14 protein-coding genes and 1 rRNA gene are annotated in these 13749 nt (G+C 37.6%); 12 read left to right on the forward strand and 3 right to left on the reverse strand.

The features are described 5' to 3' along the window. The first annotated feature begins 169 nt into the window (after window positions 1-169). Window positions 170-285, forward strand: a 5S ribosomal RNA gene (gene rrf, locus ACYUCW_RS13555). A gap of 119 nt (window positions 286-404) precedes the next feature. Here rrf and ACYUCW_RS13560 read toward each other — a convergent pair. Then, on the reverse strand, window positions 405-1076 hold the full coding sequence (locus ACYUCW_RS13560; RefSeq protein ID WP_460408805.1) for a GntR family transcriptional regulator: 672 nt from the start codon (window positions 1074-1076) through the stop codon (window positions 405-407). 459 nt (window positions 1077-1535) lie between these two features. Between ACYUCW_RS13560 and ACYUCW_RS13565 the strand changes: the two genes are divergently transcribed. From ACYUCW_RS13565 to ACYUCW_RS13610, 10 genes are all read left to right on the forward strand, one after another. Then, window positions 1536-2786, forward strand: a complete 1251-nt coding sequence (locus ACYUCW_RS13565) for an NRAMP family divalent metal transporter (RefSeq protein WP_004245440.1) — start codon at window positions 1536-1538, stop codon at window positions 2784-2786. Between the two features lie 13 nt (window positions 2787-2799). After that, the gene (locus ACYUCW_RS13570) at window positions 2800-3585 is read left to right on the forward strand and encodes a LamB/YcsF family protein (protein ID WP_004248853.1); all 786 of its coding nucleotides are present in this window, start codon (window positions 2800-2802) and stop codon (window positions 3583-3585) included. 81 nt (window positions 3586-3666) lie between these two features. Beyond that, a complete protein-coding gene (locus ACYUCW_RS13575) occupies window positions 3667-5244 on the forward strand; it encodes a 5-oxoprolinase subunit B/C family protein (protein WP_004252802.1) in 1578 nt (525 codons plus the stop codon). Between the two features lie 16 nt (window positions 5245-5260). Continuing rightward, window positions 5261-7006: an acetyl/propionyl/methylcrotonyl-CoA carboxylase subunit alpha gene (locus ACYUCW_RS13580; protein ID WP_036900660.1), complete on the forward strand. Its 1746-nt coding sequence runs from the start codon at window positions 5261-5263 to the stop codon at window positions 7004-7006. A gap of 159 nt (window positions 7007-7165) precedes the next feature. After that, entirely contained in the window at window positions 7166-7963 is a 798-nt protein-coding gene (locus ACYUCW_RS13585) for a sulfite exporter TauE/SafE family protein (RefSeq protein ID WP_063109097.1), read from the forward strand. A gap of 92 nt (window positions 7964-8055) precedes the next feature. Continuing rightward, entirely contained in the window at window positions 8056-8331 is a 276-nt protein-coding gene (gene hxsD, locus ACYUCW_RS13590; RefSeq protein ID WP_026164624.1) for a His-Xaa-Ser system protein HxsD, read from the forward strand. Next, window positions 8328-9716 carry a His-Xaa-Ser system radical SAM maturase HxsB gene (gene hxsB / locus ACYUCW_RS13595; protein ID WP_017827249.1) on the forward strand — a complete coding sequence of 463 codons (1389 nt, stop codon included), beginning with the start codon at window positions 8328-8330 and terminating at the stop codon, window positions 9714-9716. The genes hxsD and hxsB overlap by 4 nt, the downstream gene beginning before the upstream one ends. Next, complete coding sequence (hxsC, locus tag ACYUCW_RS13600) at window positions 9709-10818, forward strand: His-Xaa-Ser system radical SAM maturase HxsC (RefSeq protein WP_012368803.1); 1110 nt, start codon at window positions 9709-9711, stop codon at window positions 10816-10818. The genes hxsB and hxsC overlap by 8 nt, the downstream gene beginning before the upstream one ends. After that, window positions 10815-11363: a His-Xaa-Ser repeat protein HxsA gene (gene hxsA / locus ACYUCW_RS13605; protein ID WP_012368804.1), complete on the forward strand. Its 549-nt coding sequence runs from the start codon at window positions 10815-10817 to the stop codon at window positions 11361-11363. Before hxsC ends, hxsA begins: the two co-directional genes overlap by 4 nt. Before the next feature lie 20 nt (window positions 11364-11383). Continuing rightward, a complete protein-coding gene (locus ACYUCW_RS13610; RefSeq protein ID WP_004252797.1) occupies window positions 11384-11614 on the forward strand; it encodes a hypothetical protein in 231 nt (76 codons plus the stop codon). A 31-nt stretch (window positions 11615-11645) separates the two neighbouring features. Here ACYUCW_RS13610 and ACYUCW_RS13615 read toward each other — a convergent pair whose 3' ends face one another. Beyond that, window positions 11646-12086 carry a PACE efflux transporter gene (locus tag ACYUCW_RS13615; RefSeq protein ID WP_004245432.1) on the reverse strand — a complete coding sequence of 147 codons (441 nt, stop codon included), beginning with the start codon at window positions 12084-12086 and terminating at the stop codon, window positions 11646-11648. 110 nt (window positions 12087-12196) lie between these two features. On the opposite strand from ACYUCW_RS13615, the gene ACYUCW_RS13620 reads away from it, so the two are divergent. Then, complete coding sequence (locus tag ACYUCW_RS13620) at window positions 12197-13099, forward strand: LysR family transcriptional regulator (protein WP_004248858.1); 903 nt, start codon at window positions 12197-12199, stop codon at window positions 13097-13099. On the opposite strand, the gene narL is transcribed toward ACYUCW_RS13620, so the two are convergent. Then, the gene (gene narL, locus ACYUCW_RS13625; RefSeq protein ID WP_369744359.1) at window positions 13096-13749 is read right to left on the reverse strand and encodes a two-component system response regulator NarL; all 654 of its coding nucleotides are present in this window, start codon (window positions 13747-13749) and stop codon (window positions 13096-13098) included. The two genes, ACYUCW_RS13620 and narL, sit on opposite strands and share 4 nt — an antisense overlap.

The raw sequence follows: 13749 nt of genomic DNA on the forward strand, positions 1-13749 counted from the left end.
TAAGCGTAGCGATACGTTGAGCTAACCAGTACTAATGAACCGTGAGGCTTAACCTGACAACACCGAAAGTGTTTTGTCAGAGAGACGAAACAATGAAGTCAGCTTGTTCAAGATTGAATTACTGGCGACTTACCGAAAGGAAGGAAGCGAGTGATTAAAACCGAATTTGCTTGGCGGCCATAGCGCGGTGGTCCCACCTGATCCCATGCCGAACTCAGAAGTGAAACGCCGTAGCGCCGATGGTAGTGTGGGGTCTCCCCATGTGAGAGTAGGGAACTGCCAAGCATTAAATAAGACGAGAAAGCCAACCCAATGGGTTGGCTTTTTTTGCGTTTGAAAACTAATCCTGTAAATTTAAGCATGCTCTAGATGAGGGCAATTTTACTATCTATTTTTCGTTGATATTAACAGATGTTGTGGCGAGAAAAAGCGGCTAATACGGTTCGCTCGGATATTTCTAAATAACTTTCCATTTCGATTGCCGCTTCTTGCGCTTTCCCATTCATCAATAGCGTTAAAATATGCTCATTCTTCTCAATATAAGGAGCATGTAATAACTGGGGATCATTGAGTAAACCAAAGGCTAATCGTAATTCTGCTAAAATAAGTTGATATTGTTTAAATAACCTAGGGCTATCAGAAAGCTCGACGATAGCGGTATGGAAATGCATATTACAGGTTCCAACGCTATTCCAATCTTTTTGTTGTTGAAACATTTTTGCTTGATTAACGTTATCTTGCATGCGGGAAATGGCTGGGTGCATTGGATAGGCATGTCGTAAAGCATCACATTCAATCAGCCTTCTTACGCGATAAATATCCATAATTGATGCCATATCTGGTACAGAAACAAACACACCACGATTAGGTTTATAGGTTAATAGGCCTTCTTGGGTTAATATACGAAATACTTCTCTTAATGTATTACGAGATATTTCAAGCTGCTCGCTTAAAGTAGCTTCTGAAAGCCTCTCTCCTGGAGGTAATTCGCCGATAGTAATTTTTTGGCGAATAATATCAGCGATTTTTTGGCAAAGGATCTGTGGTGATGTTTTTTCTGCATTATCTTCTGCTATAAACGTAATAGAAGCCTCTATTCTAACAGTCAGCTATATAATATATAACCTCTAATATACAACTGTGCTAGTTTCCTCACTCTCTTTATCCTTGTTTTTATTAAAAATAGTTAACAAAATCATTAATAAATTTTTATATTATCAACTGTATTTGATGCCAAAATGTATGCACCAATTTTGCGCATAACTCTTTTTTATGCGCTATTTTGGGGCATATCTATTTTTTACTCCCCCACGCAAATGTCAATAAAATGTTAAAAATGAGATCTTGTTGGCACTTTTATCATCGCATATTTAAATCTATTTGCTTATTTATTCATCTATTATTATTAATTGTTCAACAATCTAATATCTATTGATTAACAATTATTACTTCGTGCTCAACAATGGCATGCTAATTGCCTTACTACTTACCTAAGCAATAATAATTAAAATAATTATGATAAAAGGGGGTCAGTTATGGCTACACAAGATCCTGTGAATACAACATCACCATCATTTATAAAAAATAGGCGTTCATCATTAATTGCAGCGATTTTTTTAATGGCTACATCTGCAATTGGTCCAGGTTTTATTACGCAAACAGCTACCTTTACAGCGACGATGGGAGCAGCCTTTGCATTTGGGATATTAGCTTCTATCGTCATTGACTTTGTTGTGCAACAAAGTATTTGGCGAGTCATTACCGTGACTAACATGCGCGCTTCTGATATTGCGAATAAGGCAATTCCCGGTAGTGGATACTTATTAGCTGTATTGGTTATTTTTGGTGGTTTGGTATTCAATGTCGGTAATATTGCTGGGGCTGGTTTAGGGCTTAATGCCATGGTAGGACTGGATCCTAAATGGGGTGGGGTTTTAAGTGCTTTACTGGCGATTTATATCTTCTCTTCACGCAAAGCGAGTCATTTTATTGATCGCATGATCATTGTTCTTGGCATCGTGATGATTTTATTAACACTTTTTGTAATGTTTGCGTCCAATCCTCCTATAGGTGAAGCATTAAAACAAACAGTACTGCCTAATACGATTAATTTTGCCACTATAACAACCATCGTCGGAGGTACGGTTGGTGGTTATATTTGTTATGCAGGAGCACATCGTCTGCTCGATAAAGGTACAACAGGTATTGAAAATATCGATGCGGTATCTAGCGCGGCAACTAAAGGGATATTAGTGGTTGGATTAATGCGTTATATCCTATTTTTAGCAATTTTAGGTGTTGTCGCAAGTGGAGTGACACTAGATATTTCCAGCCATGCGGCTAATCCTGCTTCTCAAGCATTCCAACATGCAGCGGGCTTAACTGGACTACGAATTTTTGGTCTTATTTTATGGGCAGCTGCGTTGACTAGTGTGATTGGTGCTGCTTATACGTCTATGTCGTTTATAACCGTGTTTAAAAAGGGTATTACAGAGCGTCAACGCAATATTGCTACTATTATTTTTATCGCTATTTCATTGGCAATTTATATGGTTATGGGAACAGCTCCTGCTGCCTTATTAGTCTTTGCTGGTGGCTTCAACGGATTGATTTTACCTATTGGTATGACGTTATTTATTTTTGTTGCATGGCGTCGTCAAGATCTTATGAATGGCTATAAATATCCAATGTGGTTGCAATGGTCGGCAATTTTAGTCTGCGCTTTGACTTGGTATATGGGGATCATGTCTGTTGGCGCTATTTTCAATTACCTCAATATTGCTTAAGAGAATAATAACGATGATAAAAGCGGTAGATTTAAATAGTGATTTAGGTGAAAGCTTTGGTCAATGGCGTATGGGCAATGATGCTGCAGTGCTTGAAATTGTCAGCAGTGCCAATATTGCTTGTGGTTTTCATGCCGGTTCACCAGAAGGCATTTTAAAAACATTAAAAGCAGCGAAACAGCATCAAGTCGCGATAGGTGCTCATGTTGCTTATCCTGACTTAGTGGGTTTTGGGCGACGTAATATGGATATTGCCAGTGATGAATTAACCGCTGATGTCATTTATCAAATTGGCGCTTTGCAAGGTTTAGCAAAAGCTGTCGGTATGAAGGTGACTTATGTTAAACCTCATGGTGCGCTTTATAACACCATTGCTCATGATAAACGCCAAGCATTAGCGGTTATTGAAGCTATTTTAGCTATTGATCCACAACTTATATTAGTGGCTTTAGCGGGATCGCCGTTGATCACACTTGCGAAAGAGAAAGGATTACATGTTGTTGCCGAAGCTTTTGCTGATAGAGCTTATCATGCTGATGGCACACTTGTTTCGCGCAAACAAGAGGGGGCTGTATTACACGATCCTCAATTGGTGGCTCAGCGTATGTTAAAGCTAGTACAAAAAGGGGGCGTTGAATCGATAGAGGGTACTTTTACTGCTATACAGGCGGATTCTATTTGTGTTCATGGTGATAGTCCTGATGCGGTTAATCTCGCAAAAAGTGTCAAAGAGATCTTAATAACACACGGTATTGCGATAAAACCTTTCACATCTGCAATAGGAATAAAGGAGGCGTAATGACTTATTTTATGCATGCAACGCCTGATGCTATTACAGCAGCCGCCCGATCCGTTATTGGCAATAAAAGGGAGGCGTATTTTGCGCTTTTTACCTGTTAATTTATCTCACATATTAGTTGAGTTGACTTCATTAAAAGAGACATTGGCGTTTTATGAAGCAATTAAGCAAGCCAATATTGCTGAGATAGAAGATATTGTTCCAGCGGCAAAAACACTATTGATCCAATATGTACCTTGGTTAATTACGGCGAAAGAGTTAGTGGCAATATTGCGCAATATCGAGATAAAAGCGATCGCGATGCGTCAAAGTCACTTATTAACAATCCCCGTTCATTATCAAGGAGAAGATCTGCATGAGGTGGCTGAATTATTGGGGATCACTGCGACAGAGGTGATCCGCAGACACACAGAACAAACTTATCAAGTCGCTTTTACGGGGTTTGCACCGGGATTTGCTTATTTAATTGCTGATAAAACTGAGCTTTATGTTCCTCGACGTAAAACACCACGTACACGTATCCCTGCAGGCTCTGTAGGATTAGCGGGAGAATTTAGCGGTGTTTACCCACAGCAAAGCCCTGGTGGCTGGCAATTAATTGGTACTACAGAGATAAAAATGTGGGATCTCTCACGTGAACAGCCGGCATTTTTATTACCTGGTGATACTGTACAGTTTGTTGATGTACAAAAAGCGCCAGTGACGGTTTCATTACCTGAGAAAAAACAATCTATTAATGCTTTATCCTTTAACAAGGATAAAGGGCTATATGTTATTTCCGCAGGTCTACAAACCTTATTTCAAGATGAAGGGCGTTTAGGTGCTGCATCAATGGGGGTTAGTGCATCAGGAGCACTTGATAAATGTGCGTTACATGCAGCGAATCGCTTAGTGGGAAACCCGCCTTCATTAGCAGCATTAGAAATAACACAAGGTGGATTAATACTAAAAGCGCAACAAGACTGTGTCATAGCGCTGTCAGGTGCAGATTGTACGATTAGCTTAAAACAAACGACCGGAGATATAGCCTTTTTTTCTACCTATCAAACTATTGATATACGTAGTGGAGATGAAATCACAGTAGGAATACCTACAGCGGGGGTTCGTAGTTATCTGGCAGTGAGAGGGGGTTTTGAATTAAGCCCAGTGTTAGGTAGTTATGCGTTTGATACTTTAGCTCAGATTGGCCCTCGAGCCTTACAAAATGGCGATATTCTTCATCTAAACGATGATAACGCATCAACGGGCATTATTAGCCAAGAGCAACCGAGTTTCAGTTTACCAAAGCAAGAGGATATCGTTACCCTTGATATTGTGTTAGGGCCTCGTACGGATTGGTTTACAGAAGATGCGATAAAAACATTAACCTCACAATTATGGCAAGTGACACCACAATCTAACCGTATCGGATTACGTCTATTGGGGGATAAATCGCTTGAACGTCAGCAACAACAAGAGTTATCGAGTGAAGGAACTTGCATTGGCGCCATACAAGTACCGATTAATGGTCAACCGGTATTATTTCTTCATGATCACCCTCTCACTGGAGGATACCCCGTAATTGGGGCAGTTGCCGAATACCATCTGTCATTGGCGGGGCAAATCCCTATTAACGCTAAAATTCGTTTTAACCCAATTACTTTATTTCAAGAATATTGATAGGAGTATGCCACTCATGATAACAACTAACCAAAAGCAACGAGTGAAGCATCGAGTGTTGATTGCTAACAGAGGTGAAATCGCAGTTCGTATTATTCGTGCTTGTCAGGATTATGGTGCAACGTCCATTGCTATTTATGCAGATGATGATATAGATGCATTACATGTGCGTCTTGCAGATGAAGCCTATGGTTTAAAGGGTAACTCACCGAAAGAAAGTTATTTAGCGATAGATAAAATCATTGAAATTGCCCATAAAAGCAAAGCCACCATGATCCACCCTGGTTATGGCTTCCTTTCTGAGCGAGCTGATTTCGCTAAAGCGGTACAGCAAGCGGGACTCCTTTGGATTGGCCCAGATCCACAGACTATCGAAGTATTAGGGGATAAAGTTCAAGCGCGTAAAATTGCACAATCCGTAGGTGCACCATTGGTGAATGGTACTGCTGATCCGGTTAGTGATGCTAAAGAGGTTCTGGATTTTGCGAAACAGTATGGCTTGCCTATCGCCATTAAAGCGGCATTTGGTGGTGGTGGACGAGGCCTAAAAATTGCCCATCATATGGCAGAAATTGAAGAGCTTTACCATTCAGCGGTAAGAGAAGCAGTAACCGCATTTGGTCGTGGTGAATGCTATGTTGAGCAATTTCTTGATAAGCCTCGCCATATTGAGGCACAAATTATTGCTGATAAATTAGGCAATGTCGTGGTAGTTGGTACACGAGATTGTTCATTACAGCGCCGTAATCAAAAACTTATTGAAGAGGCCCCTGCCCCTTATTTAACTGATGAACAACGGCAACGTATTCATCAATCAGCAAAAGACATTTGTGCTAAAGCAGGTTATATCGGTGCGGGGACGGTAGAATTTTTATTGAGTGCGAACGGGACAATCTCTTTCCTTGAAGTGAATACACGTCTACAAGTAGAGCATCCGGTGACTGAAGAAACAGCCGGTATTGATTTAGTGATTGAACAATTGCGTATTGCTGAGGGATTACCGTTAAGTATTAATGAAACCCCTGAGCCTCGTGGTCATAGTTTTGAGTTTAGGATCAATGCAGAAGATCCGGCAAAAGGTTTTTTACCCACCCCCGGTTTAATTAGCCAATTTAGTCAACCGGCTGGGCCGGGCGTTCGTGTTGATAGTGGTGTGGCGGAAAATGACCAAGTATCACGTCAATTTGATTCAATGATGGCAAAACTTATTGTGACAGGGGCTAGTCGTGAACAAGCCATTGCGAGAGCGCGCCGAGCTTTAGCTGAATTTAACATCGCAGGCGTAGCCAGTGTATTGCCTTTTCATCGCGAAATGATGGAACATCCTGATTTTATTGATAACTTCAGTGTTCACACTCGTTGGATTGAAAGCGATTTTCAAGCAAAAAACAGTCATTTTCCTCGTAGTATACCAGCAGAAAATGAACCACTAGTACGTACCTTTATTGAAATAGATGGTCGTCGTCATCAATTAGCGCTACCTGCACAATTACTTTCTCTCTCGGCCGTTATACCCACGGCTATTAGCGAGCACAAAGAGTGTCAGGTGCGGGAAAATGCGGTCACTGCACCGATTTCAGGGATATTACATAGTTGGTTATTATCCGATGGTGATAAAGTCAATCAAGGGGATGTTATTGCCATTATGGAGGCGATGAAAATGGAAGTACAGGTAGTTGCTACCTGTCATGGTGTATTGCAGCAAAAGGCGAAAGCCGGTGACTATTTTTCAGCAGACAGTCTATTAGCTGAGATTAACTAGCTGAGTTATCAAACAATTATCGAGTAAGCCTCTTAGCAATAAGAGGCTTTTTTATAATAACTGTCTTTATATTCTTATTTGTTATATCTAATTCCTTTTTGTTATAAGTTATTTTGCTTATAATCGAAACTGAATATGTTTTCTACAAAAGGAAATTAGATGCTACTGGCCACTCAACTCCTTATTGGTTCTGCTATAGGTTTAGTTATCACCACAACGGGAGTGGGGGGTGGTGTTATCTTATTACCTGTGCTTATCTATTTATTTGGAATGAATGCATTAGCAGCAGTGGCGACCGCTAATTTATTATCGATGTTAATGAAAATTTCCTCTTCTTATATTCATTTTCGTTTAGGAAATATTCCATTAAAACCAGCATTATTGATTTTAGGGATCATGTTTCCGGCCACATTTTTAGCCAGCTATGGGGTAACCTGGTTGGGATCACAACCTCAATATTATGAGCAGGTTGAATTAGGCATTAATATCCTGATGATTGTGGCGATTATCTTTTCAATGTTCCTTTTTTTACAACGAATATTCAAAAAATCCACATCATCACATCCGTTATCATCATTGGCACCTAGCTCATCAATTCCTCTGAGTTCTCTTTTTGTTCCCGGTATGAGTGCCGGATTTGTCTTAGGGGCGACGGGGGTTGGTGGGGGATTGGTTGTCTTACCCGTGCTTATGCGTTTTGCACAAATGAATATTAAGGAAGCGATCGGTAGTTCTATATTTATTACTACAATTTTGTCAGGTGGCTCTGCTATTGCTTATAGTGCTGGTGGCTATACCGATGTGCATACGGCCATCATTCTTTGTTTAGGATCACTTATTTCGATTCCTTTAGCGCGCTATTTACTGGTGTATTTATCTGAGCGCTTTTTTCAATATTTAACTCTGTTATTTATTCTGATCAGCATCATTATGATGAGTTGGAAACTAATATATTGAATAAAATAAGAAAAAATTTTTTCTCATTTATTAATGACATTAATAGGACAAAAATATAAAATATTCTTATGAATTTCGATGGGAAGATAAGAATGAGAGATATTATATTAGATAAAGCCATTTATTCTCAGTGGGTTATAAGAAATTCTTTATATTGGATGTCTATTTATAGTAACTGGCTTCTAGAAGAAACTGATGAACAATGGAAAATAACATTTAAAAATAATGATGAATCAGTATTGTTTGAATTTAATAAATTGCTGAATGATTATATTTTAAGAGAAATAATAGAATTAAAGACAGGAAAATTTAGAGAATCTGTTATTAATAAAGTACTTGCAAGTATGAATGAAAGGTTAATTACATGAAACTATTGCCATTTAATTTTGAATTAATTGATGAAAATAAGTATTTTATCAGTAATTTGGCAGGGTTTAGCCATGTCTTAAATCAGATGGATTTATCTAATATTATAGATTTTGGTAAAAGTAATAATGATAACTTAAATAATATACTTAGGAATAAGTTATTTATTACTAATGATGATATTCAACTTTCTGAAATGATGATAGCATCGGGTTTGGGAAAAAAATTAATGTCAGAGATGACATTTTCTCCGATATTTATGATTGTTCCAACATTACGCTGTGATCATACTTGCAAGTATTGTCAAGTTAGTAGAGCCTCTATAAGTGCACAACATTATGATTTAGATGAGAAGAATATCCCTAAAATAATTTCATTAATAAAAAGAATATCAAAAAAAAACTATAAACTAGAGATTCAAGGTGGTGAGCCTTTAATAAGATTTGATTTAATCAAAAAAATATATAATGAGGCAGTATTCCAACTTGGTCAAGAGAATATTGAGTTTGTAATTACTTCAAGCCTTTCATTACTCACAGATGAAATGATTGAATGGTCAGAAGAAAAACCTGTAATCTACTCAGTATCTTTAGATGGGAATGAATATGTGCATAATAAAAACAGGATATTACCTACAAAGAACTCATTTCAAATAATCACAGAAAATATAAAAAAACTACAACATAGATTAGGTCGCGATAGAGTTTCAACAGTTACTACAGTAACAAAGGAATTGCTTCATAATCCTCAATCACTGATTGATGCTCATTTTGAATTAGATGTATTTGATCTTTTTATTAGGCCTATAAGCCCTTATGGATTTGCTGAGAAAAAAGAAAGCTACACAATATCTGAGTATATTAATTTTTATGAAAAATTATTAGATATTATTTTCGAGGAAAATAAAAAAGGGTTTCCTTTTGTTGAGCATTCTGGTGCTATACATATAAAAAGATTATATAATCCTGGTTTTTGTGGGTATGCTGATTTAAAATCCCCTAGTGGTATAGTATTTAATAGCTTATTATTCAATTATGATGGGAAAGTATATGGAAGTGACGAATTAAGAATGCTTCAGCAGGTATACTCTGATATTGACTTTTCTTTAGGTGACTTTGATTCGTTATCATTTAATAAAAACACTATCTATAATAATTTACTTTCTAATTCATTTAACATGCTACATGTTGGTTGTGAAACTTGTGCTTTTCAGCCATATTGTGGCGTTGACCCTTGTCAAAATATCAGTTTATTTGGTGAGCCGGTTGGAAATAAAAGTCTTTCACGATTTTGTCTTTATCATAAAGGGATGTTTAAACTACTAGTAAAAAAAATTGATGAAGATAATGCAGGGGCTACATTACTAAAAAGTTGGATTTATGCTTGAGGTTATTAGGAAAGATTTATTCGATATTAGAAGTAAATTAGACAATGGCTACTATCAAATATTTAAAGATAGACTGGTAGATCCTACATTCTATTTAGATAATATTCTTGTTCAACAAGAAGGAAAAATTTTATCGTCGACACTCTGTAACGGTGCAAAATATATAATAGCAGATAGTGAACTTTATAATAGTATTGAAAATGGTGATATTATATCTGTTTCAAATAGTAGAATTAGAGTTATTTTATCTCGCAAGGCAAATCATAATACGTTACTTGTTACTGAGCGTTGTAATAATTTATGTCAATTTTGTTCTCAGCCCCCTAAAAATAGAGATGATTCTTGGCTTTTAGATGATGCTCTACTTGCGATTGCTGCTTTTAATTTCGATGGTGTTATTGGAATTAGTGGTGGAGAGCCTTTACTTTATGGCAATAAATTTATTGATTTTATTAGAGAAATAAAAAGATTGGCACCGAGGACCGTTTTACATGTATTAACGAATGGGCGAAGGTTTTCTGATATTTATTTTACAAAGAAATTATTATCTGAAGCAAAAGATATGAATATTTCATTTGGGATCCCTCTTTATTCATCTCATAAAGAAATTCATGATGAGTTAGTTGGGCATAATGGTGCATATGAAGAAACAATTATGGGAATAGTAAATGCAGGTAATTTAGGCATTAATATTGAATTGAGAATAATCCCAACAAAAATAAATTATCTTCACTTTCATAATATTGTTGAATTATGTGCTAGAGTGTTCTCAAATATTAATCAAATTTCTATTATGAATCTTGAACCCGTTGGGTGGGCTAAAAAAAATTGGGATAATTTATATATCTCACCAGATAAATATATAGAAAATCTGAATCTTGCTATCAACATGGCTGATATTAGTCAATTACCTATAGCTTTATTTAATTATCCTTTATGTCATTTACCTAATAGTTTATGGAAATATACTATTCAATCTATTTCTGATTGGAAGAATTATTATCCGAATGAATGTGACCAATGTAAAATGAAGAGTCATTGTGGTGGATATTTTAGTTCTTCATATGGAAAATATCATCAAACAGCGAGGGCGATATTATGAAAAAGTGGAGTTTAGCAGCACTATTACCTGGTTTTTTAACGTTAAATAGTCAAGCTGTTGCTAGTTCAACAGGGCTACCTAATTCTGAATTAACATTTGAACCTGAAGATCTCGTGTTTGCTCCTTTAAATACAGAAACACCGTTTTATATAGCAGGGCATAGAAGCCATAGTTCTCATCGAAGCCATCGTAGTCATAGCTCTCATCGCTCTTCATCTGGGGGAGGATATTATCGAAGTACCCCTTCTACACAAAGTTATTCTCAACCACAAACAACCAATAGAACAACTTCTAATTTATCTAATAATGATTTTTCACAAGCAGTTAAGAATTCTAATGTTAATCAGGAACAAAAAAAGCGCCTGATAATGAGGGTACAATATGCCCTATTTGAAAGACATTATTTTAATGGGATCATTGATGGTATTATGGGGCCAACAACACGTCAATCTATACGTAACTATAGAAGAGATGCAAAATTACCCGCTAATGTATTAATTGATGTAGATTTATTAAATTCATTGGGAATTTATGCAACTTATTAAAAGTATCAATGGTAATAATCATGAACATTAAAGTCGGCGATGAGTTTTTGGTTTATATGGCATTGGGTGAAGAGAGCTATATGAAGGAATATTATCGTGTGTTGGAGTTAGATAGCGCATTATCACAAGTGACCGGTAAATTGCTAAGAAGGACGACGGCAGATGATAAAAATATTGGGTTAGGGCGTTGTGAATTAGAAGGTGGGATTGAACAATTTGCGTTAGAAGATATTTATCTAATAGAGAAGTGATCGAAATAACGATCACTTCTACATCACTTTATTAAGCAACAGGCACATCTTCGGGCAATGCTGATTTTGGTAAGCCAAAAATTTTGTCAAATACCCAGTTATAGACAAATGTATAGCAAGGGATGATGATAATAAGTGCAAAATCCATCACCAGTGCTTGCCATAATGAAACCCCTAGCCACCAAGCTATCAGCGGAATAAGGTAAACTACCAACGTAAGCTGAAAACCTACCGCATGAGCAAGACGGCGTCTAAAGGTGCGAATTCTCGACTTTTGTCGACTCTCCCAAAATTCAAATAAACAGTTATAAATAAAATTCCAACTTACCGCGATAGTGGTAATAATGAGTGCGAGTGGCCCCGTAACAGCGGTTGAACTATCGGCTAAAAGCGCCAGTCCTACCGATGAGATAACCCAACCAAATACTTCATAAGCGGTAACATAGACAATTTTTCGCTTAATACCTTGCATGATACTCTCTTTTTTTGTGGATCAGTGTGGTTAAGCATCGTAAGATAAATCAGTAATAGTGACAGAAAAAGTTAGCTAATATCAATTTAACTGAAACATCAGGAGTGAACATGCAGTTCTCAAGTGAACATATCGCGATATTTTTAGCCGTTATGGATAAAGGCTCTTTTTCTGCGGCTGCGCGTTCATTAAAACGTGTTCCTTCTGCGGTCAGTATGGCGATTGCTAATATGGAGGCTGAATTAGGTTATGCGCTGTTTGAGCGTTCATCGAGAGAGCCACGGCCAACAGAAAAAGCTAAAGCACTTGAACCTCACGCCAGAATGATTGCTGAGCAATTAAAGCTATTACAGGTTCATGCACAAGAGCTTTCAATGGATCTGGAAAGTATATTAAATATTGGCGTCGCGGCAGATATTAATCCCGACTATTTATTACCGGCATTATCTGAGTTAACACAGCGTTACCCCTTACTAAAAGTGAATGTAGTAACCGCGGCACAAGATGACATTATTGAGATGCTGCACGCACGTAAAATCCAATTATGTCTCGTGTATGGTGGGTTATACGTCAATGGCGATGAACAATTTCAATATTTGGGCTCTGAGTCATTAGTTGCCACAATTTCGGCAAGTCATATTGCACTTGCTCACCCTGCAGGGGTATTTATTGAAGATTTAGTGAATGTAAGACAGATAATGATAGCCAGCCATACTCAAGAGATAAGAGATGTACGCTCTTTAGTGGCGACTAATTACTGGCAAACAGATAGCTTTCAAATGGCATTAGGTATGGTTGAAGCGGGGATGGGCTGGGGGAATTTACCTTATTCGCTGATTTATACGCAGTTACAAAAGGGAAAATTAAAACAATTGCAATTTAAAAATACTAAAAATGAATTGCGTTTACCGGTACATGCAATGTGGTTAAAAGGCGAGTCACTACAAAAAGGGGCAAAGGAATTGGTGGAGTTAATGAATATTCACCAACCCATTGTGCCCAATTTTGATTAATCCACACGTTGTTGATGAACCCAAACCGCGACTTCAACACGAGATTTTAATTTCATCTTTTTGAGTAGATGTTTGACATGTACTTTAACCGTACTTTCAGTAATATCGAGTTTACGTGCGATCATCTTATTGGATAGCCCTTGTGCTATCAGCTTTAAAATATCGCGCTCTCGTGGGGTGAGTTGGTCTATATCCCGCTCACCTTCAGAACGATCTTCTCGTAGCGACTGCGCTAAAATGGGGGTTAATGTTGGGCTAACCACCATTTTCCCTGCGGCTGCTTGCTTTAAAGCGGCTAATAGCTCTTCTGGCTCCATGTCTTTTAAGAGATAGCCATCCGCTCCTCGTTTTAAGGCGGTGATCAGATCATCACTGTAGTTTGATACACTAAACACAACGATCCGCCCAGATAGCGATCGTAATCGCAATTGATCGAGTGTTTCAAAACCATTCATACCCGGCATATTGAGATCGAGTAGGATTAAATCAGGATCTAACTCTTCAGCTAATTTTACCCCTTGAATACCATCGCCAGCTTCACCAACGACGGTTAATGTTGTATCAAGACTTAAAAGTTGTTTCACACCATTGCGTAACATCGGGTGATCATCAATTAATAAAATAGTCGCTTTGTCTGCGACTGCTCCCAT

It is taken from the genome of Proteus sp. MB838 (assembly GCF_054767435.1).

Coding starts and splice junctions, on each gene's coding strand:
- hxsD (WP_026164624.1), top strand. CDS start 8,056: ATGAGAGATATTATATTAGATAAAGCCATTTATTCTCAGTGGGTTATA.
- narL (WP_369744359.1), bottom strand. CDS start 13,749: ATGGGAGCAGTCGCAGACAAAGCGACTATTTTATTAATTGATGATCAC.
- ACYUCW_RS13570 (WP_004248853.1), top strand. CDS start 2,800: ATGATAAAAGCGGTAGATTTAAATAGTGATTTAGGTGAAAGCTTTGGT.
- ACYUCW_RS13565 (WP_004245440.1), top strand. CDS start 1,536: ATGGCTACACAAGATCCTGTGAATACAACATCACCATCATTTATAAAA.
- hxsB (WP_017827249.1), top strand. CDS start 8,328: ATGAAACTATTGCCATTTAATTTTGAATTAATTGATGAAAATAAGTAT.
- ACYUCW_RS13620 (WP_004248858.1), top strand. CDS start 12,197: ATGCAGTTCTCAAGTGAACATATCGCGATATTTTTAGCCGTTATGGAT.
- ACYUCW_RS13580 (WP_036900660.1), top strand. CDS start 5,261: ATGATAACAACTAACCAAAAGCAACGAGTGAAGCATCGAGTGTTGATT.
- ACYUCW_RS13585 (WP_063109097.1), top strand. CDS start 7,166: ATGCTACTGGCCACTCAACTCCTTATTGGTTCTGCTATAGGTTTAGTT.
- ACYUCW_RS13610 (WP_004252797.1), top strand. CDS start 11,384: ATGAACATTAAAGTCGGCGATGAGTTTTTGGTTTATATGGCATTGGGT.
- hxsC (WP_012368803.1), top strand. CDS start 9,709: ATGCTTGAGGTTATTAGGAAAGATTTATTCGATATTAGAAGTAAATTA.
- hxsA (WP_012368804.1), top strand. CDS start 10,815: ATGAAAAAGTGGAGTTTAGCAGCACTATTACCTGGTTTTTTAACGTTA.
- ACYUCW_RS13615 (WP_004245432.1), bottom strand. CDS start 12,086: ATGCAAGGTATTAAGCGAAAAATTGTCTATGTTACCGCTTATGAAGTA.